Here is a 20,548-nt window from a genome sequence, read left to right on the forward strand (position 1 = left end):
CCCGCTCAGCATGGCGCGCTGGGGTTTTCCTTCAGCGCGAAGCTGTCGTTCTCCCCCGCCGAGACAGCGAAGATCGGCCCGCACGGGAGCAGGTACGAGGCCGTCTCCTCGACCAGGTTCGAACCCCAGGCGATGATGTCGCCATTGGTCTTGAAGGCCAGGTTGTGGTTGGCCCCGGCATCGATGCCCGCGACGTCCGACAAGGCCGCATCGGGGACGGTCACCTGACCGTAGTTGTTGCGGCCCCACGCGTAGACGCGGCCGTCCTTCAAGGCCAGGCTGTGCTGGGCTCCGGCGGACACCGCGGTGACTCCCGACGACAGGCCCGCCGGCACGGTCGCCTGCCCGTAGAGGTTGTTCCCCCACGCCAGCACGCCGCCGTTCTTGATCACCAGGTTGTGGTCGGCGCCGGCGGCGATCGCGGTCACGCCGGACTGCGCGGCCGCCGGCACGTCGGTCCGGCTGCCCCAGCTCACCACCTGACCGTTCTGTTTGAGGGCCAGACTGTGCAAGTAGGACGTCGCGATCGCCGTGACGCCACTGGCCAGCGAGGCGGGCAGGTCGGTCTGGCCGTACCAGTCGTTGCCCCAGGCCAGGACCGTGCCGTTCTTGAGAGCGAGTTCGTGCCCCCAGCCCGACGCGATCTGGCTGACCCCGGACGACGCGGCGGCGGGCACCTCGTTGGCGCCCCAGTTGTTCGCGCCCCACGCGAGGACCGCCCCGCCCTTCAACGCGAGCACGGTCGTGGAGCCCGCCGACACGGCGGTGACCCCGGTCAGCGCCGCCGTCGGGGGAACGGTGATGGCGAAGTCCTGCTTCCCCCAGGCGATCACCCCGCCGGCGGTGGCCGCGGACGCCGGCGACGCACAGAGTGACAGGGCCATCGCCGCCGACACGGTGAATACAGCTCCCCGTCCACAACGAGAAGTAACCGGCACGGTAGCCTCATTTCTCCGGTTCTTATCCGGGATTGCTTCGGCAAGATCGTGAATGGTAGACCGTACCCGGCCGCCTTCGGAACCGCGGCCGTTCTTTGTCATAATCCGACAACGCCGCGGCGGTACCTATGGGTCCGCCGACAAGAAACCGGAGCGCCCCCGGTACCCCTTACCGCCGTCGACACAAAGTCTTGTTCCGTACTGAACTGGCGAGTAGCCTTGACTACGGCAGATGGACCTCCACCTCGCACGTCGATGAAATCGCGTCCGCCGCTCGGGGCAACGAAGTCGGGCGGACTTGATGGGGGATCAACGACGGCGGGCAATCGATCAGCCAAAGCCGAGACTGAACTGAATCAAAGGAGATGACAGTATGTCGCGACTCAGCAGGCTGTCCGCCGGTTTCGCCACCACCGCCACCGCCGTCGGCGCCATCGCGGTGCTGACCGCAGGCACCGCGGCCGCCGCCACGGTCACCTACACCGCCGGCGGCACCACGCCCCTGACCTACACCTGCACCTTCCCCGGCGTCACGCCGCAGCCGGTCCTCGTGACCTCGCACCTGGATGCGGACGACACCGTGGCGGCCGGGGGCACGCTCACCCCGGTCAACGTGGGCGGCTCCGCGACGATCAGCGCCGGTGTCCACGCGCTGCTCACCGCGGTCGGCTACGACGGCATCCAGGGCACCGCCACGGTGCCGGTGACGGCGGCGTCGGGCACTTTGTCGCAGCCGGCGGCCACCGGGCTCGACATCCCGCTGACGATCTACCCGGCCGGCGGCCCGATCACGGTGAACATCTCGCAGGTCGCGACGTCCAGCGTCCCGACCTACACCGCGCCGGCGGCGGCGGGCACCGACACGCTGTCGATGGGCAGCACCGTCACGGCGAACCTGCAGTTCCACAAGAAGGCGAACGACACCTGGACGCCGTGGACGATGAGCTGCACCCTGAAGGTCACCAACCCGGCGCAGAACACCGCGTTCAGCCCGAGCATCACCGTCTCCTGACCGGGTTTCCCGGTGCGGGCCCCTCGCCGGGTCCGCACCGGGATCTTCCGTCGCCGCTTCCGAACACACCAGGGAAACCGATGCCCCGTCGAGTCCGGCCCCGCTCCGTCACGGTGTCCGCGCTGGCGGCCGCCGGCCTGCTGTCCGCGGCGAACGGCGCACTGACCGGGGTCGGTTCGGCCGCCCCCGCCCCCACGGCCCCGCCGGAGAAGACGGCGACGGCGTCGGTCTCGGTGACCTGTCCCTTCGCCGATCCGCTCGGCTCGCGGAAGCTCACCGTCGAAACGACGGCGACCCTGCCCACGCTGGCGAAGACCGGCACCTCGGCGACGATCGGCAAGTACTCCGCGCAGTTCAGCCTCCCCCGCGACGTCGCCCTGTCGCTCCTGCCCGCCGGCGCCACCGCCGGTTCGCTGCAGGGCGCCGTGCAGCTCGACCTCGCCGTGCACCAGGGCGAGCGCTCGGACCAGATCCCGGTCCCCCTCACCGTGGCACCGACGCCCCTGCCGGAAACCGGCAACGTCACCCTCACCGCCACCGGCACCGTGCCGGAGATCGCGATCAACACCATCGGCTCCGTCACCTTCGACGTCACCGCGCCGAAGCTCGCGCTGGCAGCCGCTCCCGCCGCCCCCGCGCCCGACGCGGCCGGCGCCCCCGTGGCGCCGCCGATCGCGTGCGCCCTCGATCCCGATCAGCAAGCGACGTTGGGCACGATCCTCGTCCAGCCGCCGGCGACGCCGGGTGCCGAGCAAAAGGCCGCTCTCGGTGCGGCAGCCGCTCTGGACGACGAACCTCCGCCGAACGAATACACCGTGCCGCTCGGCCTCATCACCATCATGACGAGGTCGACCGTCGCGAGGCTGGGCGCGACCGTCGTCGCCGACCCCGCCATCCTGCTCAACGCGTTCTTCACGGTGAACATCGACACCGGCGAGTCCCGGGTCTCCGGGTCGGCGGTGTTCAAGCCGGCCACGACCACGTTCCTCGGCTTCGGGTTCGTGCCGGTGACCGCGACCGTCGAGTTCCTGCCGGTCGACTACCGGAACAGCAAGATGATCGAAGTCGGCGGCGGGCTGTTCACCGACGACGAGGGCTACACGAACCTGCGTACCGAGCTGAAGGTGATGGGCAAGCTGAGCGGCGCGAAGATCAACGGCGTCCCGCTCGACGTCGGCTCCGACTGCGTGACGAAGGAGCCGGTGTCGCTCGAGATCACCGGTCGCTATGACCCCTTCACCACCGGCCACGTCCGGACCGATCCGGTGAAGGGCTTCTACCTGCCCCCCTTCCGCGACTGCGGCTCCGGCGGCCAGGACCTGACCCCGCTGCTCAGCGGCATGAGCACGGGCTGGGGCAACCAGGCCTTCATCGACACCTACAACCTGAACGGGTGTTCCGAGCCTGACCACACCCAGTGCCCGCCCGACACTCTCCCGCCCCCGCCGGGCTCGGAAGCTTCGGCAGCGAAGAAGGCGGTCACGAAGAACCCGAACTGAGGCACGCCTGGAGGGCACATGAACATCCGCCGTTTCCTGACGACGGCCGCCGCGACGGTCCTCGTCCTCGCCGGAACCGCCGGGCCGGCGCGAGCGGACACGACGTTCAGCTCGCCTTCCTCCGCTGTGCCCTACAACTGCGCGTTCCCGGGCTTCACCCAGCAGGTGACCGCGATGGCGGAGTTCACCGGCCCGGACACCGTCCCGGCCGGCAGTACCTTCTCGATCACCGGCATCTCCGGGAGGATCCTCTTCAGCGATACCGCGATCCGCTTGCTGGCGGCCCTCGGCTACGACGGCGTCCGCGGCAGCGGGATGATCCAGGTGACCGCGTCGAACGCCACCCCGGGCTTGAGCGTCGGCGGCATCGTCCCGGAGCAGATCTGGCCCTCGCTCACCGGATGGATCGATTTCGCCGGCGGCTCCGAATCGTTCGTGGCGGGCGACCCCGGCCTAGTCGAGTTCAGTATGGGCACCCCGTTCTCCTTGGCGCTGCAGTTCCACAGGCGCCCCAACGGCACCTGGATGCCGTGGACGATGAGCTGCAACGTCAAGGTGACCAGCCCGGCGCAGAACCCCGCTTTCAGCCCCGCCCTTCCCGTGTCCTAGTTGGACGTCCACTGTGGACGCGCTGTCCCCGTGCGCGGGGACGGCAGCAGCTCGCTCACCGGGTACCGCAACGGCAACGGTGCCGCGCCCGCGCGCAACGCCAGCTCCATCTCGAAGCGCGCCGCCGGGTTGCGCAGGCTCTCGCCGAACGTCGCCTGCAACTGCCGCATGCGGTAGCGGACCGTCTGGGGATGGACGCTCAGGCGCTCCGCGATCTCCACCACGTTGCCCTGGCTGTCGAGCCACGCCCGCAGCGTCTCCAGCAGCCGCTCCTGCTGCTTGCCCGTCATGTCGGCCAGCGGCGCGAACAGGCGGTGCCGCAACGTGCCGACCAGGCCCGTGTCGGAGTTGACCAGCAGCGTCGCCAGGTGCTCCTCCGCGCGCAGCACCGGGCGCGGCACCAGCACCCCGCGCTCGGCCAGCTGCAGCGCGTTCCGGGCCCAGCGCAGGGAGTCCGCCACCGACGCGAGCGGGACGCACGGACCGATCGAGAGCCGGCAGTCCGGCAGGGCCACCTGCAGCGTCGCCAGCCGGGCGCCGCCGAGCTCGCCGGGGACCACCAGCTTCGGGTCGGGGGTGTCGAGCTCGGCGAGGATGTCCGCGTCCAGCCCGGCGTGCCGGCGGGCCGGGGCGACACCGTCGGCCGGGCAGACCGCCACCGGCGTCGCGTCGGTGGGCACCGGCCAGCCGATCAGCTGGGCCAGCTCGGCGATCGCCTTGGGGGACGCGGGCGGCGTCTCGAGGATGAGGCGCAACAGCTTGCGGCGCCAGGTGTCGAGCGCGCCCGCCGTGCGCGCCTTCGCCTCCAGGTAACCGTCGAGCGCGACGGAGGCGAGCTCGTCCATGAACGCCAGCATCGCGTCGGCCAGCTGGGACATCACCGCCGACGAGAGCCCGCTTCGCCGCCCCACGCGCATGATCCGCCGCCACGACACGCGCGCGCCGACCCGGTACGCCGACTGCAGCGTGTCGAGGCTGCGGCCTTCGCGCATTTCGTTCTGCCCCAAGCGGTGGTGCACCTCGTGGGACTGCTCCTTGGACACCGTCGGGTCGGCGATCTGCGCGACGAACAACGTGATCGCGTACTCGACGCCGGCGCGGATCGACTTGCCGTAGGGGCCGTCGAGCGGGCGGGCGTAAGCCGGGATGGTCGCGCGGATCTCGTCGACGATCTCCGCGGCAAGGCTGGCCAGCTCGGGACGCAGGATGTCGGCGAGCTTGCGAGGTAGTGCGGCGGGTGGCGGCGCAGCGTGATCGAATCCGCGCTCCACCGACATCGCAGCTCCTTCGCTCCGCCCCGGGACCCCGGCCAGCGCACCCCGCCTGATGCGGGGTGACACCGGACACATCGAAAAAGTAGTCCGGAACGTGTCACACCTTCGAAGGGAAACCGATTTCTTGTCATCTTCGTGACAAGTTCACAAGGCTCGGCTGCGGAACGCTGACAACCACCCCGCCGACTGCTCACGATTGTACGTACGAACGGCCGAACTCCCCAAGAGCCGGAGCGAGGCGATGCGCCGCGCCCAGCTGCGCGCCGCCGACCCCACCCGCGTCGCGATCCTGCGGCTGGCGTGTGGCTTTCCCGAGTGCCGCTCGTCGTGGTGTTCGCGCTGGCCGTGGTGGTCACGCGGCTGCGGATGCGCCCGATGCGGCCCGCGATCGAGGCCCACCGGGTCGCGGCGCACCGAGCCTGCTTGTATCGTGTGATTGATACAAGCGAGGAGGTCCGGACATGCCGTGGGACAACGTGCTGGCGGTCGCGCTCTTCACCGGGCTGATCGGCCTGGCGATCCTGATCGTGCTGTGGCCCGGCGAGAAGCACGGAAAGCGCTTGCTCGAACGCTGGGGCGTGCCGGACCCGGACGCGGCCGAGGTGGCGCTCGCCGTCCGGTACCTCAAGCGGCGCCGGCTCTGGTACCCGTGGCTGTTCCTGGCCATCCCGCCGGTCCTCGAGGGCACCGGCGCCGGCACGATCGTCGCGACGCTGCTGCTCGGCGGCCTGATCGCCGAGCTGTTCGCCCAGCGGCCCGCGCGCGGCCCGCGCCGGGAGGCCGCCCTGGTGCCGCGGACGCTGCGCGACGTCGTGCCGGTCTGGGCGCTGGTGCTCAGCGGGCTGGCTTCGGCGGGCGCGATCGTGCACCTCGCGGTGACCCGGCAGTGGACGTTGCTGGCCGTGGCGGCGGGCACCACGCTGCTCTGCTGGGTGATCACCGCGCTCGCGGTGCGCCGCCCGGCGGTCGGGGAACCGCGTGCCGACCTGGCGCTGCGCCGCCGCAGCGGGCGCGTCGCGATCGGGCTGGGCATCGGCACCTGCGCCGCGCTCGGCTGGCCGGCGGGCAACCTCGGCTCGCTCGTGGTCGTGGTGGTCGGGCTGGCCGCGTTCCTCGCCGTGACGGCCCCGGTGAAACGGCTGCCGGCGGCCGCGTGAAGATCGTCGTCGACACGGAGAACGGGCTCGCGCCGTGGCGGCAGGTGCACGACCAGGTGATCCACGCGATCACGACGGGGGCGCTGCCGGAGGGGGCGAAGCTGCCGCCGATCCGCCAGCTGGCCCGGGACCTGGGACTGGCGTCCGGAACGGTGGCCCGCGCGTACCGCGAGCTGGAGGTGGCGGGCTGGGTGGCGACGGCCCGCGCGCGCGGCACGGTGGTGACGATCCCGGCCGGCAGCCCGGCCCCCGCGGAGCTCCTCCTCGCCGCGGCCACCGCCTACCTGACCCAGGCCCGTGACCTCGGCGCCGACCTGGACACCGCCCTGAACGCAGTCCGCGCGGCCTGGTCGTGAGTGGTTAGGGCGGTTAGAACCGCCCTAACCACTCACGAGGAGGCGACCCACCGCTTCCAGGACCGGCGTCAGCACCTCGACCTCGCGTGCGGTGCCCACGCACTCGGTGATCCCCGCGCCCACGACCTCGTACCCGGCCAGGGCGTCCAGCTCGGACACCAGCCGTTCGATCGTCCAGCCGCCCGGCTCCGGGTGGTTGAGGCCCGCGAACTCCGCCGGGTCCAGCACGTCCAGGTCCACGTGGACGTACAGCTTCTCCACGCCCGCCAGGGCATCCATCGACGTGACCGCCAAGCCCCGCGAAACCGCCGACCGCTCTTCCGGGTCGAACACGCGCGTCCCGGCGAGAGCCACGTTCCCGGGAGTCAGCGCCGGGGCGGCCGCGAACTCCGGGTCGCCCTCGCCGAACAGCGACCGCAGCACCATCCCGTGGAACGCCCCCGACGGGGACGACTCGGCCGTGTTCAGGTCGGCGTGCGCGTCGAACCACGCGACGCCCAGGCCCGGGCCGTACCGGAACCGCGCGACGCCGATCGGCACCAGCTCGACCCCGCAGTCGCCGCCGATCGTCAGGACCGGGCCACCCGGGGCCTCCAGCGCCGCCAGCTGCGCCGCGCGGTTCGGGCCCGTCAGCTCGGCCCGCGACGCGATTCCCCGGTCCATTTCGGACACCGTCCGCGTCTGCCGGACGTGGTGCACGGGCCGGCCGAGCACGTGCCCGGCCAGCTCCGCGAGCGCCAGGCAGCCGTCCGGCAGCTCCGCCGCCCGCGGCCCCACCGCGCCCTGGCGCTGCGGGACCGCGTTGACCAGCGTCACTCCAGCACCAGCAGCAGGTCACCGCCCTCGACCTGCTGGACGGAGTTGATCGCCAGCCGGCCGACCTTGCCGCCCGCGGACGCGGTGATCGACGCTTCCATCTTCATGGCCTCGATCGTCGCGACCGTCGCTCCGGACTCGACCGTGTCGCCTTCGGAGACCTGCAGCGTCACCACGCCGGCGAACGGCGCCGCGACCTGCTTCGGGTTGCCCTTCTCCGCCTTCTCGGTCGCCGGGATGTCCGACGCGATCGACCGGTCGCGGATCTGGATCGGCCGCAGCTGGCCGTTGAGCGTCGACATCACCGTGCGCACGCCGCGCTCGTCGGCCTCGCCGATCGCCTCCAGCTCGATGAGCAGCCGCACGCCCGGTTCGAGGTCGACCGCGTACTCCTCCCCCGGCCGCAGCCCGTAGAAGAAGTCCTTGCTGGGCAGCACGGACGTGTCGCCGTAGGCCTCGCGGTGCGCCTCGAACTCCTTGGTGGGCGCCGGGAACAGCAGCCGGTTGAGCGTCCGGCGCGGCTCCGAAGCCAGTGCCGAGCGGTCCTCTTCGGACAGTTCGGCGACCGGCTTCGCCGCCGCGCGGCCCTCGAGGGCCTTGGTGCGGAACGGCTCCGGCCAGCCGCCCGGCGGGTCGCCGAGCTCGCCGCGCAGGAAGCCGATCACCGAGTCGGGGATGTCGAACTTGTTCGGCTCCGCCTCGAAGTCCGCCGGGGCCACGCCCGCGCCGACCAGGTGCAGCGCGAGGTCGCCGACGACCTTGGACGACGGCGTCACCTTCACCAGGTGGCCGAGGATCTTGTCGGCGGCGGCGTACATCGCCTCGATGTCCTCGAACCGGTCGCCCAGGCCCAGCGCGATGGCCTGCGTGCGCAGGTTCGACAGCTGCCCGCCCGGGATCTCGTGGTGGTAGACGCGCCCGGTCGGCGACGCCAGCCCGGCCTCGAACGGCGCGTAGATCTTGCGCACGCTCTCCCAGTACGGCTCCAGCTCGCCGATCGCGTCCAGGTCCAGCCCCGTCGTGCGGTCGGAGTGGTCGGTGGCCGCCACGATCGACGACAGCGACGGCTGCGACGTCGTGCCCGCCATCGACGACACCGCGCCGTCGACGGCGTCCGCGCCCGCGTTGATCGCCGCGAGGTAGGTGGCCAGCTGGCCGCCCGCGGTGTCGTGGGTGTGGATGTGCACCGGCAGGTCGAACTCCTTGCGCAGCGCGGTGACCAGCTTGGTCGCCGCGGGCGCGCGCAGCAGCCCGGCCATGTCCTTGATCGCCAGGACGTGCGCCCCGGCGCCGACGATCTGCTCGGCCAGCTTGAGGTAGTAGTCGAGCGTGTAGAGCTTCTCCCCCGGGTCCGACAGGTCCGAGGTGTAGCAGAGCGCCACCTCGGCGACGGCGGAGCCGGTCTCGCGCACGGCTTCGATGGCCGGGCGCATCTGCTCGACGTCGTTGAGCGCGTCGAAGATCCGGAAGATGTCGATGCCGGTCTTCGTGGCCTCTTCGACGAAGGCGGTCGTCACCTCGGTCGGGTAAGGCGTGTAGCCGACGGTGTTGCGCCCGCGCAGCAGCATCTGGAGGCAGATGTTCGGCACGGCCTCGCGCAGCGCGGCCAGCCGCTCCCACGGGTCCTCGGCGAGGAACCGCAGCGCGACGTCGTAGGTCGCACCGCCCCAGCACTCCAGCGACAGCAGCTGCGGCAGGGTGTTCGCGACGATCGGCGCCACCGCGAGGAGGTCCTTCGTGCGGACGCGGGTGGCGAGCAGCGACTGGTGCGCGTCGCGGAACGTCGTGTCCGTGACGCCGATGTGCGGCGACTTCCGCAGCCATTCCGCGAACCCGCCCGGGCCCAGCTCGACGAGCTTCTGCTTCGAGCCCGGCGCCGGCTGCGCGTCCTTCGGCAGCTTCGGCAGCTTCAGCGTGGCGTCCGGGGTCTTCGGGCGCTCGCCGTGCGGCTTGTTGACCGTCTGGTCGGCGAGGTAGGTCAGCAGCCGCGTGCCGCGGTCGGCGGACTGCCGCGCGGTGAGCAGCTGCGGGCGCTCCTCGATGAACGACGTCGTGACGCGCCCGGCGCGGAAGTCCTCGTCGTCGAGAACCGCCTGCAGGAACGGGATGTTCGTGGCGACGCCGCGGATCCGGAACTCGGCGACGGCGCGCCGCGCGCGGCCGACGGCGGTCTTGAAGTCGCGGCCGCGGCAGGTGAGCTTCACCAGCAGCGAGTCGAAGTGCGCGCTGATCTCGGTGCCGGAGAAGGCGGTACCGCCGTCGAGCCGGATGCCCGAGCCGCCCGGCGAGCGGTAGGCGGAGATCATCCCGGTGTCCGGGCGGAAGCCGTTGGCCGGGTCCTCGGTGGTGATGCGGCACTGCAGCGCGGCGCCGCGCAGGTAGATCTTGTCCTGCGCCAGGCCGAGGTCGTCGAGGGTCTCGCCGGCGGCGATCCGCAGCTGCGACTGCACGAGATCGACGTCGGTGACCTCTTCGGTGACCGTGTGCTCGACCTGGATGCGCGGGTTCATCTCGATGAAGACGTGGTTGCCCTGCTTGTCGAGCAGGAACTCGACGGTGCCGGCGTTGCGGTAGCCGATCTGGCGGGCGAACTTGACCGCGTCCGCGCAGATGCGGTCGCGCAGCTCGGGGTCGAGGTTCGGCGCCGGGGCGAGCTCGACGACCTTCTGGTGGCGCCGCTGCACCGAGCAGTCGCGCTCGTAGAGGTGGATGACGTTGCCCGCGCCGTCGGCGAGGATCTGCACCTCGATGTGCCGCGGCTCGACGACGGCCTTCTCGAGGAAGACGGTCGGGTCACCGAAGGCGGACTCGGCCTCGCGCGCGGCGGCCTCGATGGACTCGCGCAGCTGGGCGGGGTCCTCGACGCGGCGCATCCCGCGTCCGCCACCGCCGGCGACGGCCTTCACGAAGACGGGGAAGCCCAGGTCCTCGGCGGCCGCGACCAGCGCGTCGACGTCACTGGAGGGCTCGGACGACCCGAGGACGGGTACGCCGGCCTCCCGCGCGGCCTTGACCGCGCGCGCCTTGTTCCCGGTGAGCTCGAGGATGTCGGCGCTCGGCCCGACGAAGGTGATACCCGCTTCTTCGCACGCGCGCGCGAGATCGGGGTTCTCGGAGAGGAAGCCGTAACCGGGGTAGACGGCATCGGCCCCCGCCTTCTTCGCGGCGGCGACGATCTCGTCGACCGAGAGGTAGGCACGCACGGGATGACCGGGCTCGCCGATCTCGTACGCCTCGTCGGCCTTCAGCCGGTGCAGCGAGTTGCGGTCCTCGTGCGGAAACACGGCGACGGTACCCGCGCCCAGTTCGTAGCCGGCGCGGAACGCTCGGATCGCGATCTCCCCGCGGTTGGCCACCAGCACCTTGCGGAACATGCCCGGTCCTTCCCATTTGGATCGGTAAGTCAACGCACGTTACCCGGTTCTTCCCGCTCTGCGGGAGTTCAGTACCAGGTGATGGACATCATGCGGACCAGACGGTTCACCGGTCAGCCTTGGTGGCACCCCTCGACGACCCCTCGACGCGGAGGATCAGCCACCGGCAACGCAGCCCCCGCCCTCCTCGGGGGGCGTGCCCTTGTCCAGCGTAACGGGCCCCCCGGACGAAAAGCCGGGAAAGCGGCTGCTGCGGCCCGCTTGTCCACATACGGGCCGCGCTGTGGGCAACCCAGCTGCGGCCGTTCAGGATCCCGGTGACGCGTAAAGCAGCCGGTTGGCCGTGCCGTCCGGAACGCCCTGCAACGCGTTCGGGGTCGCCGCCTGAACAAGCGCTTGGTCCACCTGGCCGGGCGAGGCTTCCGGGTGCTGGGCGCGGTACAGCGCCGCCACTCCCGCCGCGAACGCCGCCGCCATCGACGTGCCCGACTCGGGGCCCCCTCCGGTGCCGCCCGCGATCGGGCCCGGGACCTCCACCCCCGGCGCGTACAGGTCGACGTCCTGGCCGAAGTTCGACGCCTTGTCCGGGTGGTCCTGGACGTCCGTGGCGCCGACCGTCAGCGCCTCCGGCACCCGGCCCGGGGAGAACCCGCTCGCGTCCGCCGTCTCGCTGCCCGCCGGGACCGCGACCGGGACCACCGCCGCCAGGCGCTTCACCGCCGCGTCGAGCTGGTCGTTCGGGACGCCGCCGATGCCGAGGACGGCGACCGCCGGCTGCTGGGCGTTCTGCGCGACCCAGTCGAGGCCCGCGATGATCTGGTCGGTGGCGCCGCCGCCGTCCTTGTCGAGCACCCGCACCGGCACGATCTGCGCGCCCTTCGCGACGCCGTAGTCCTTGCCCGCGGCGATCCCGGCGAGGCGCGTGCCGTGGCCGTTGGTGTCGGACGTGTCGGAGCCGCCGGCCAGGAAGTCCCGCCCGGGCGCGACCCGGCCCTCGAAGTCGGGGTGCTTCGCGTCGACGCCGCTGTCGATCACGTAGATCGTGACGCCCGAGGCGTCGTTCGCGTAGCGGTAGGCGTGGTCGAGCCCGGTGCGCTGGTCGATCCGGTCCAGCCCCCAGCCCGGCGGATCCGGCTGCACCCCGCCGGCGGCGACCGCCGGGGTCTGACCTGCCAGCACGACCGCCACTGCCGCGAGAAGCATCCTCATGATCGTCGTGGTACCCCGGCGGTGCCCGGGCGACAACTCAGGACTGTCGCCCGTTCGGCTGATTCCGGCGGACGGCCAGAACCACGGTGTCGATCGCCAGCAGCAAGACGCCCGACGCGGCGATCGTCAGTCCCGCCACGGTCACGGAGGAATGATCCAGCGCCGCGGCGGCCGTCGGCGCGAGGACACCCAGCAGCCCGGCGGTCCCCATGCCCAGCACGGCACAGCCCACGGGGCGCGGGCGAAGCACCATGGCGACGACGGGCACGGCCACGGCCAGCAAGGCGCCGAGCACGAAGTAGGCCGCCGCGCGGCCGGCGTCGCCGGAGTCGTAGGCGCCCAGCTCGCCGAGCTGGAGGAGCCAGCCGACGGCGATCGTCACGCCCAGGACGATCGCCACCCAGGCCGGCCGGTCGCGCACCCTGCCGATGCCCAGCGCGTGGCTCCGGCGCAGCGCCGCCGGCGCGCACGCCCCCGCGACCACCCACGCGAGGTGCGCCAGCAGCTCGAAGGTGAAGCCGGCGTTCAGCTCGGTGCCCGAGCCGTCGGACAGGGTGACCGCCTCACCGAGGAAGCGCAGCAACCCGAACAGGGCGGCCAGACCGACGCCGAGCAGCAGGGCCGGTCCGGTCCGCGACCTGGTCCGCGGCGCCAGCGTCAGGATCCCGGCGAGCAGCGCGCAGGCCGCCACGATCCCCGCGTAGAACTCCATACCGGGCCGGTACTCGGCCAGCTTGTATTCGCCGTAGCGGTAGTACAGGCCCAGGCCGATCACCGCGAAGACCGCGCCGGCGATCGCGGTCACCCCGGCGAACCCGCCGACCGGATCCACCGCACCCGCCCGCGCCCCGGCCGTCGATGCCGGCTGGGGCGTGGATTTCCCGAGTTCGGGCTCGGGTTCGGCCACAGCCACCGGTTCCGGATCTGTCACCACAGGCTCGGCTTCGGGTTCCGCGGCGACCACGGGCTCGGGCGCCGGCTCCGGGACCGCCTCGATCTCCACCGCCACCACGACATCGCCGGTCGGCCCGGTCACCACGACCTTCCCCTGGCGCGTTCCCGACTCCCCCGCCGTGACCGACAGCTCCGCCCCACCGGAAACCTCGGTCACCCGGATCCACGCGTGCGAGGCCTCGAACCGCACCTCCCGCGCCACCGGCGGCCCCGACACCCGCAGCGAAGCCGAAGCCACCTCGCCGGAGTCTGCCGACAACCGCACCGAAGACGTGTCCACCCGCACCACCGCCACGCCCAGCGCGTCCGACGCCGCCGCCGCGACGTGCTGGATGTCCGTGGCCGCCATGACTTTCAGCGCTTCGAACGCCCCCATCGCCACCGGGAGGTTGTCGCTCGAAAGCCGGCGCCGCAGCTCGGCCACCGCGCCCAGCCGCGTGAACTGGTTCTCCGCCGCGATCGCGCCCGCCAGGTCCGGCGGGATCGGGGACGGCTTGATCCGGCGACGCCTGCTCTTCGCCAGGTACAGCTCGCCCTGCATCTCGATGTCGCGGCTCGGGGTCTGCTTCGGGTTGCGCTCGCGGACGCGGTCGAACAGGTACTCGTACAGCTCGCCGAGCGCGATCCAGCCGTCCTCGTCGCGGTCCGCCTCACCCGTGCGCAGCCCCTCCACCAGCGCCGACGTGAACACCGACGGCTGCGCGGGCTCCCCCTCGGCCAGCCGCGCGCCCTCGAAGGCGTACTCGATCGAGTTCGACGCCGTGATGACCGCGCGGCCGCGGCCGCCGCGGAAGCTGTCCAGGACGTTCGCGTCGCCCGACGCCCGCACCGCCACGCCCTGCCCGAACGCGCCGCCGTAACAGCAGTCCAGCAGCAGGACGACGCTGCGCGAGCGGCTCTGCCGGAGGCACTGCTGCACGAACTGCGCGGGCACCGCGGTCGACCGCAGCCGGTCGGGCCGGGTGTTGCGCGCGGCGAAGTACAGCCCGCCCGAGTCGTCCTTCAAGCCGTGGCAGGAAAAGTGCATCAGGAGGACGTCGTCGGAACGGCCCTCGGCGCAGAGGTCCTCGATCTCCGCCTGCACGACGTGCGCGGTCTCGTTGCGGACCACCTGGACCTCGAAGTCGCTGATCGCCCGGTCGGACAGCACCTCCGCGAGGGCGTCCGCGTCCGCCGCGGGCGAGCCCAGCCGCTGCAGCCCCGCGTTGTCGTACTCGCCGTTGGCGACGATCAGCGCCCGCCTCCGCCCGGCCATACCGGTAGGAGACGCCCACCGGGAGCGTTACGGCAAGCAGCCGAACGGGCACACCTAACCGGCCGCCGCCTGGAAAATCGTTTCCTGCCCTTCGAGGCAGACGACGGCGTCGAACGCGGCCGCCACGTCGACCGCCGGTGACATGTGCGCGTGCCGGATGCTCGACGCCGCCGGGTGCGCGACCACGCAGGGCGCTCGAGATGCCAGTGCCGCCTCGACGCTGCCTTCCGCGGGCGCCTCCAGGGCCTGCTCGAACATCCGGAACCCCAACCGGGCTTCCGGGTCGGGGGCCAGGCCGGTGGTCGTCCCCGCGACGGCGGTGAGCGCGAGCGCGAAGTACTTCTCCCCCAGCTCCGCGGCCAGGTGCGTGCCCGCGGACGGCGCCGTCATCCCGGGCATCGGCGAGAACGGCACGCGCTGGAGGTGCCCGTTGTGGAGCATCAGGACGATCTTTTCGCCCGGGTGCAGCCGGCGCAGCAGCCGCACGGTGGCCGCCATGTACGCGTCCCGCGACGAACTCTGCGGCTCGGGCGCGCGGCCCGCCATCAGCGCGGCCAGCTCCCGCAGGTACAGGTCGATCCGCAGCGCGCCCTCGGCGTGGTGCGCGGCCACGTCGCCGTAGCCGAGCGCCGCCACGTGTCCGTTGAGGACGGTCAGCGCCGCCGTCGCCGCATCGCGCGCTTCAGGAATCATTTCCTGGTACCGCCCGGGCGCGACCGCACTGCTCACCGACGCGTACGGCTCGCACGCCGCCACCGCCGTGTCCACAAGGGACACGTTGGCCGGGTCCACGCGCAAGACGTGCTCGCGGAGGGCCTGCAGCGCGGGCACCGGCGACCCCGCCGAACTCGGCACGTCCAGACCGGCGAACCGGACACCGCGACCGCGCAGCCAGGTCAGCATCGAGTGCACCTCGGCCGAATCGCCGAGGCCGAAGGTGAAGCCGTCCCGCGCGATGTCGGCGACGTCACCCGGGCCGCCCTGAAGCCACGTGTCGACCAGGTGCCCTTCGGGAAACCCGCCTTCGAAGCCCAGGACCGTGAACCCGCGTTCGGAGACGAGGTGCCGGAGGAGACGGTCGCGCAGCGCGCCGAACTCACGGATGTGATGGTTGTTCTCGCCGATCGCGACGACCTCGGCGTCGCCGATCAGGGCGGCGATGGACGTGACGTCGATGGACCCTGGCTCTGGCATACTGGGCACACTAACGCAACAGGAGTAGCAGTTGGCAACCGAGATTTCCGGCACACGGCGGCCGGGCGGGCGCACCGAGCGGACGCGCCTCGCCGCCCTGAACGCCACCCTCGAGCTGCTCGGCGAACGCGGGTACGCGGAGCTGACCGTCGAGGCGGTCGCCGAACGCTCCGGCGTGCACAAGACGACGCTGTACCGCCGGTGGGAGTCCGCCGAAGGCCTGGTCGCGGCGGCCCTGCTGATGGGGACCGAGCAGGAGTGGACGGCCCCGGACACCGGCTCGCTCGAAGGCGACCTGCGCGGGATCAACCTGGAGCTGGTGCACTACTTCACCTCGCCGGGCGAGCGCGAGCTCCCGACGGCGTCGATCTCCGCGGCCTTCCTGTCGGACCGCGCGGCGGACGCGCTGCGCGAGTTCTACGTCGACCGCCACGCGCGCTCGGCGGCGGTCGTCGACCGGGCCGTCGAACGCGGCGAGGTCCCGCCCGGCACCGACGCCGTCGAAGTCGTGCGCGTGGCGTGCGGGCCGGTCTTCTACCGCCTGTTCGTCTCCCGCGAGGGCGTGACGCCGGAAGACGCCGATCTCGCCGCGAAAGCCGCCGCGGCCGCCGCGAAAGCGGGCGTGTTCACGGCAGGGAGCGCCGGTACCGCCGTTCCTCCAGCGTGACCCGGCCCTCGTCGATCGTCTCGGTCTGGGTGGCGCCGTCGTCGACCCAGCCCTGCCGGACGTAGAAGGCCTTCGCGCGCTCGTTCGTCGACAGCACCCACAGGACGACACTGTCCCCGGAAAGCTCTTCGACGACCCGGTCGTGCAACGCCCGGCCGAGGCCCCGCCCCCAGTACTCCGGCAGCAGGTACAGCGCGTAGAGCCGGCCGTCCCCGTACGCGGCGAACCCCACGATGACGCCGTCTTCCTCGGCGACCAGCACCGGGCCGCCGTCGCCGATGCGCCGGGCCCACGACGCCGCGCGCGGCTCCGCCGAGAGCCGGGCGAGGAAGTCGGCCGGGATCAGCCCCGCGTACGCGGCCTGCCACGAAGCCACGTGGACCTCGCCGATCGCCGCGGCGTCGGCGACCGTGGCCGGGCGGATCAACTCTTCTCCAGGTATTCCGCGCGCTCGACGTCGACGACGTCGGCGACCATCTGTGCCAGCCCGCGGTACTTCTTCAGGTCCGGGTCCTGCTCGACGATCTCCTGCGCGCTCGCCCGCGACGCGGCGATCACGTCCTCGTCGCGCAGCAGCGACAGCAGCTTCAGCCCGGACCGCTTCCCGGACTGCGCGGCGCCGAGGATGTCGCCTTCGCGGCGCAGCTCGAGGTCGAGGCGTGACAGCTCGAAGCCGTCGGTCGTCGACTCGACCGCCGCCAGCCGTTCGCGCGTCGCCGTGCCGTCGAGGGCCTCGGTGACCAGCAGGCAGACCCCCGGCACGCTGCCCCGGCCGACGCGGCCGCGCAGCTGGTGCAGCTGGCTGACGCCGAACCGGTCGGCGTCCATGATCACCATCGCGGTCGCGTTCGGGACGTTCACGCCGACCTCGATCACCGTCGTGGCCACGAGGACGTCGAGCTGCGCCGCGGAGAACGCGCGCATCACGGCGTCCTTCTCGTCGGGCGGCATCCGGCCGTGCAGCACGCCGATCTTCAGCCCCTGCAACGCGCCGTGCTCCAGGTCGGGCGCAACGTCGAGGACCGCGAGCGGCGGCCGCTTGTCGCTCTTGTCCGACGGCGGCTCGTCGCCGATCCGCGGGCACACGACGTACCCCTGGTGCCCCTTGCCGACCTCTTCGCGGACCCGCTGCCAGATCCGGTCGAACCAGGCGGGTTTTTCGGCGACCGGCACGACCGTGGTGCTGATCGGCGACCGCCCGACCGGCATCTCGCGCAGCGCGGAGACCTCCAGGTCGCCGTACACGGTCATCGCGACCGTGCGCGGGATCGGCGTCGCGGTCATGACCAGCACGTGCGGGCTGGTGTCCCCGGCGCCGCGGGTGCGCAGCGCGTCCCGCTGCTCGACGCCGAACCGGTGCTGCTCGTCGACGACCGCGAGGCCGAGGTCGGCGAACTCGACGTGGTCCTGGATCAGCGCGTGCGTGCCGACGACGATGCCCGCCTCGCCGCTGACGATCTCCAGCAGCGCCTTCTTGCGCTCCTTCGCACCCATCGACCCGGTCAGCAGCGTCACGCGGGTGGCGTTCTCGGCGGCACCCAGCTCGCCCGCCTGGCCGAGGTCGCCGAGCATCTCCCGCAGCGACCGCGCGTGCTGGGCGGCGAGGACCTCGGTCGGCGCCAGCATCGCGGTCTGCCGGCCGTTGTCGACGACCTGCAGCATCGCCCGCAGCGCGACGATCGTCTTGCCGGAGCCGACCTCGCCCTGCAGCAGCCGGTTCATCGGGTGCTCGGAGGCGAGGTCCGCGGCGATCTCGTCGCCGATCCCCCGCTGGCCCGCGGTCAGGTCGAAGGGCAGCCGCTTGTCGAAGGCGTCCATCAGGCCCCCGCTGACGTGCGGGTTCGCCTTCGCCGGCCGCGAGATGGCCGAGTGGCGCCGCTGCGCGAAGATCAGCTGGACGGCCATGGCCTCGTCCCACTTGAGCCGCTTCTTCGAAGCTTCCAGGTGTGCCCAGTTGGCCGGGCGGTGGATGCCGTGCAGCGCGGTGTCCAGGTCGGACAGGCGGTGCAGCCGCCGCAGCTCCGCCGGCATCGGGTCCTCGTCGACCTCGAGGACGTCGAGGACCTGGCGCACGCACTTGGCGATCGACCACGTCGGCATGCCCTGCGCCGCCGGGTAGACCGGGATGATCGCGGCGAGGAAGTCGTCCATCGCCTCGGCCTCGCGGTCGGCCTCGAACAGCTCGTACTCGGGGTTGGTCAGCTGCAGGGTGTCGCGGAAGGCGGACACCTTGCCGGCGAACAGGCCGGTCTTGCCGGGGACCAGGTCCTTCTCGCGCCAGGCCTGGTTGAAGAAGGCGCAGGTGAGCCGGCGCTTCCCGTCGGTGATCACCATGTCGAGGATGGTCCCGTTGCGGGACTTCATCCGCCGCTTGCTCACCTTTTCCACGCGCGCCAGCACGGTGGCGTGCTCGCCGAGCTCGAGGCCCGCGATGTCGGTGAGCTCGCCGCGCTCGGCGTAGCGGCGCGGGTAGTGGCGCAGCAGGTCGCTGACCGTCTCGATGTCCAACGCCGTGGCGAGCGCCTTCGCCGTCTTGGCGCCCAGCAGCAGTGGCAGCTTGTCGCGCAGTCCGGCCATCGGCTATTCGACTCCCATCAGCAGCACGGCTTCCGCCTGGCCGCCGGCGTAGCTGGTCAGCTCCACCTCCGGGTGCTCCACCCGGAGCTGTTCCGCGAGCTCCTCGGCGACCCCGGGCGGCGCGGCGTCCCCGCTCAGCACCGTCACCAGCTCCCCGCCGAGCGCCAGCATCCGGTTCAGCACCTTCATCGCGGCCGCGACCAGGTTCGTCTCCGACGCCGGTGCCGGCTCGATCAGCACCACCTCGTCGTCGACCAGGCCGACCACGTCGCCGGACTGGGCCCGGCCCACCCAGGTTAGCGATTCCTCCCGCGCGATCCGCAGTTCGCCACGCCTGGTCGCGGCGGCCGCTTCGGCCATCGCGACGACGTCGTCGTTGGTGCGGCGGGCGGCGTCGTGCACCGCGAGGGCGGCCAGGATCTGCACCGGCGAGACGCACGGGATGACCACGACGTCCCGGTCGGCGGCCATCGCGTGCCCGGCCGCGACGTCGACCGCGGCGGTGAGCGCGACGCTGCCCGGCAGCACCGTGACGTGCCGCCCGGCGGCTTCGTTGAGCAGGCTGATCACGTCCTCGACGCTGGGGGTTTCGCCCTCGGGCACGGCCAGCACCGGGATGCTCTCGGCGCGCAGCAGCTCGGCCAGCTCGCCGCCGTGCACGACGGCGACGACCGTGCGGTCGAGCCCGCCACCGGGCTCGATCGGCGTCGGCGTGAGCAGCGGCTCGACGCGGATCCGGCGCGGGCGGCCCAGCGCGAGCCCGGCCTCGATGGCGGCGCCGATGTCGGCGCAGTGGACGTGCACGGCGTGGCTGCCCGAGCCGTCGCCGGCCACGGTGACGCTGTCGCCGAGGCCGCTCAGCTCCTTGCGCAGCGTCGGCAGGCCCTGCTCGTCGACGCCGTCGAGCAGGTACATGACCTCCCAGGCGTAGGCCTCGGCCTGCGGGACCGCGTGGCTCTCCAGGGCGTGCTCCTGCTGGAGCGGGGCGCCGGTGAGCACGCCGACCAGGGCGTCGAGCACGGCGACGAGCCCGCGGGCACCCGCGTCGACGACGCCGGCCCTGGCCAGCGCGGGCAGCTGCAGGGGCGTCTTCTCGAGGGCGTGCGCGGCTTCCTTCGCGGCCTCCTGGGCGACCTCGGTCAGGGCCCGGCTGTCGCCGCGCACGGCGAGGGCGACGGCGTGCAGGACGGTGAGGATGGTCCCGGCGACCGGCCGGCTCACGGCGCCGGTGGCGACCTCGTCGGCGTGGTCCAGCGCCCTGGCCAGCCACTCGCCGTCCAGTTCGCCTTCGGCCCGGTCGGCGAGCCCGCGCACGACCTGGGAAAGGATCACGCCGGAGTTGCCCTTGGCCGAAGCGACGGCGCCGCGCGCGAGGATCTTCAGCGCCTCGGCGGCGTTTTCCGGCTCGGCGGCCTCGAGTTCCCGGGCCGCGCCGGTCATCGTGAAGAGCATGTTGGAGCCGGTGTCGGAGTCCGCGACGGGGTAGACGTTGATCTCGTCGATGGCCGGCCGCAGGCTCGCGAGACTGTGCACGCAGCCCGTCGCCCAGGCCGACACAGCCGCCGTGTCCAGCACCCGCACCCCGTAACCTCCTGACCGGTCCGAGGCAGCGTATCGACCCGGTGCGTCAGGCCGGGAAGCCACTGGTTACTATGGT

Annotated in this window: 16 protein-coding genes; 6 read left to right on the plus strand and 10 right to left on the minus strand. The window is 72.2% G+C overall.

Features of this window, described 5'->3' with window-relative positions:
• Positions 1–5 precede the first annotated feature (5 nt).
• On the minus strand, positions 6–884 hold the full coding sequence (locus QRX60_RS01850; RefSeq protein WP_285999055.1) for an RCC1 domain-containing protein: 879 nt from the start codon (positions 882–884) through the stop codon (positions 6–8).
• Positions 885–1,311: 427 nt separating this feature from the next.
• On the opposite strand from QRX60_RS01850, the gene QRX60_RS01855 reads away from it, so the two are divergent.
• The 3 genes from QRX60_RS01855 (at position 1,312) to QRX60_RS01865 (ending at position 4,058) form a co-directional block, all read left to right on the plus strand.
• A complete protein-coding gene (locus QRX60_RS01855; protein WP_285999056.1) occupies positions 1,312–1,950 on the plus strand; it encodes a DUF6801 domain-containing protein in 639 nt (212 codons plus the stop codon).
• 80 nt (positions 1,951–2,030) lie between these two features.
• The gene (locus QRX60_RS01860) at positions 2,031–3,449 is read left to right on the plus strand and encodes a DUF6801 domain-containing protein (RefSeq protein WP_285999057.1); all 1,419 of its coding nucleotides are present in this window, start codon (positions 2,031–2,033) and stop codon (positions 3,447–3,449) included.
• An 18-nt stretch (positions 3,450–3,467) separates the two neighbouring features.
• A complete protein-coding gene (locus QRX60_RS01865) occupies positions 3,468–4,058 on the plus strand; it encodes a DUF6801 domain-containing protein (protein ID WP_285999058.1) in 591 nt (196 codons plus the stop codon).
• Here QRX60_RS01865 and QRX60_RS01870 read toward each other — a convergent pair.
• A complete protein-coding gene (locus QRX60_RS01870) occupies positions 4,055–5,335 on the minus strand; it encodes a PucR family transcriptional regulator (protein WP_285999059.1) in 1,281 nt (426 codons plus the stop codon). The genes QRX60_RS01865 and QRX60_RS01870 overlap by 4 nt on opposite strands.
• A gap of 458 nt (positions 5,336–5,793) precedes the next feature.
• On the opposite strand from QRX60_RS01870, the gene QRX60_RS01875 reads away from it, so the two are divergent.
• Together QRX60_RS01875 and QRX60_RS01880 are read left to right on the plus strand one after the other, a co-directional pair.
• A complete protein-coding gene (locus tag QRX60_RS01875; protein WP_285999060.1) occupies positions 5,794–6,489 on the plus strand; it encodes a hypothetical protein in 696 nt (231 codons plus the stop codon).
• Positions 6,486–6,845, plus strand: coding sequence for a GntR family transcriptional regulator (locus QRX60_RS01880; protein ID WP_285999061.1), 360 nt, complete (start codon positions 6,486–6,488; stop codon positions 6,843–6,845). Before QRX60_RS01875 ends, QRX60_RS01880 begins: the two co-directional genes overlap by 4 nt.
• Positions 6,846–6,869: 24 nt before the next feature.
• Here the strand turns inward: QRX60_RS01880 and QRX60_RS01885 are convergent, their stop codons facing one another.
• From QRX60_RS01885 to QRX60_RS01905, 5 genes are all read right to left on the minus strand, one after another.
• Positions 6,870–7,661, minus strand: a complete 792-nt coding sequence (locus QRX60_RS01885; RefSeq protein WP_285999062.1) for an arginase family protein — start codon at positions 7,659–7,661, stop codon at positions 6,870–6,872.
• The gene (locus QRX60_RS01890; RefSeq protein ID WP_285999063.1) at positions 7,658–11,035 is read right to left on the minus strand and encodes a pyruvate carboxylase; all 3,378 of its coding nucleotides are present in this window, start codon (positions 11,033–11,035) and stop codon (positions 7,658–7,660) included. The genes QRX60_RS01885 and QRX60_RS01890 overlap by 4 nt, the downstream gene beginning before the upstream one ends.
• A 306-nt stretch (positions 11,036–11,341) precedes the next feature.
• On the minus strand, positions 11,342–12,238 hold the full coding sequence (locus QRX60_RS01895; protein WP_286003473.1) for a S8 family peptidase: 897 nt from the start codon (positions 12,236–12,238) through the stop codon (positions 11,342–11,344).
• 43 nt (positions 12,239–12,281) lie between these two features.
• On the minus strand, positions 12,282–14,453 hold the full coding sequence (locus QRX60_RS01900) for a caspase, EACC1-associated type (RefSeq protein ID WP_285999064.1): 2,172 nt from the start codon (positions 14,451–14,453) through the stop codon (positions 12,282–12,284).
• A gap of 54 nt (positions 14,454–14,507) precedes the next feature.
• Positions 14,508–15,647, minus strand: a complete 1,140-nt coding sequence (locus QRX60_RS01905) for an erythromycin esterase family protein (RefSeq protein ID WP_285999065.1) — start codon at positions 15,645–15,647, stop codon at positions 14,508–14,510.
• Between the two features lie 31 nt (positions 15,648–15,678).
• On the opposite strand from QRX60_RS01905, the gene QRX60_RS01910 reads away from it, so the two are divergent.
• Positions 15,679–16,314, plus strand: a complete 636-nt coding sequence (locus tag QRX60_RS01910) for a TetR/AcrR family transcriptional regulator (protein WP_285999066.1) — start codon at positions 15,679–15,681, stop codon at positions 16,312–16,314.
• Here the strand turns inward: QRX60_RS01910 and QRX60_RS01915 are convergent.
• From QRX60_RS01915 to QRX60_RS01925, 3 genes are read right to left on the minus strand one after another with little or no spacing between them, the layout of a single operon-like run.
• Positions 16,274–16,741 carry a GNAT family N-acetyltransferase gene (locus QRX60_RS01915; RefSeq protein WP_285999067.1) on the minus strand — a complete coding sequence of 156 codons (468 nt, stop codon included), beginning with the start codon at positions 16,739–16,741 and terminating at the stop codon, positions 16,274–16,276. The two genes, QRX60_RS01910 and QRX60_RS01915, sit on opposite strands and share 41 nt — an antisense overlap.
• Positions 16,738–18,891: an ATP-dependent DNA helicase RecG gene (gene recG / locus QRX60_RS01920; RefSeq protein WP_285999068.1), complete on the minus strand. Its 2,154-nt coding sequence runs from the start codon at positions 18,889–18,891 to the stop codon at positions 16,738–16,740. Before recG ends, QRX60_RS01915 begins: the two co-directional genes overlap by 4 nt.
• A 3-nt stretch (positions 18,892–18,894) precedes the next feature.
• Positions 18,895–20,472, minus strand: a complete 1,578-nt coding sequence (locus tag QRX60_RS01925) for a DAK2 domain-containing protein (RefSeq protein ID WP_285999069.1) — start codon at positions 20,470–20,472, stop codon at positions 18,895–18,897.
• Positions 20,473–20,548: the final 76 nt, after the last annotated feature.

Source organism: Amycolatopsis mongoliensis (assembly GCF_030285665.1).
In the GTDB taxonomy this organism is placed as follows: Bacteria; Actinomycetota; Actinomycetes; order Mycobacteriales; family Pseudonocardiaceae; genus Amycolatopsis; species Amycolatopsis mongoliensis.

Coding starts and splice junctions, on each gene's coding strand:
- QRX60_RS01850 (WP_285999055.1), bottom strand. CDS start 884: ATGGCCCTGTCACTCTGTGCGTCGCCGGCGTCCGCGGCCACCGCCGGC.
- QRX60_RS01855 (WP_285999056.1), top strand. CDS start 1,312: ATGTCGCGACTCAGCAGGCTGTCCGCCGGTTTCGCCACCACCGCCACC.
- QRX60_RS01860 (WP_285999057.1), top strand. CDS start 2,031: ATGCCCCGTCGAGTCCGGCCCCGCTCCGTCACGGTGTCCGCGCTGGCG.
- QRX60_RS01865 (WP_285999058.1), top strand. CDS start 3,468: ATGAACATCCGCCGTTTCCTGACGACGGCCGCCGCGACGGTCCTCGTC.
- QRX60_RS01870 (WP_285999059.1), bottom strand. CDS start 5,335: ATGTCGGTGGAGCGCGGATTCGATCACGCTGCGCCGCCACCCGCCGCA.
- QRX60_RS01875 (WP_285999060.1), top strand. CDS start 5,794: ATGCCGTGGGACAACGTGCTGGCGGTCGCGCTCTTCACCGGGCTGATC.
- QRX60_RS01890 (WP_285999063.1), bottom strand. CDS start 11,035: ATGTTCCGCAAGGTGCTGGTGGCCAACCGCGGGGAGATCGCGATCCGA.
- QRX60_RS01895 (WP_286003473.1), bottom strand. CDS start 12,238: ATGCTTCTCGCGGCAGTGGCGGTCGTGCTGGCAGGTCAGACCCCGGCG.
- QRX60_RS01900 (WP_285999064.1), bottom strand. CDS start 14,453: ATGGCCGGGCGGAGGCGGGCGCTGATCGTCGCCAACGGCGAGTACGAC.
- QRX60_RS01905 (WP_285999065.1), bottom strand. CDS start 15,647: ATGCCAGAGCCAGGGTCCATCGACGTCACGTCCATCGCCGCCCTGATC.
- recG (WP_285999068.1), bottom strand. CDS start 18,891: ATGGCCGGACTGCGCGACAAGCTGCCACTGCTGCTGGGCGCCAAGACG.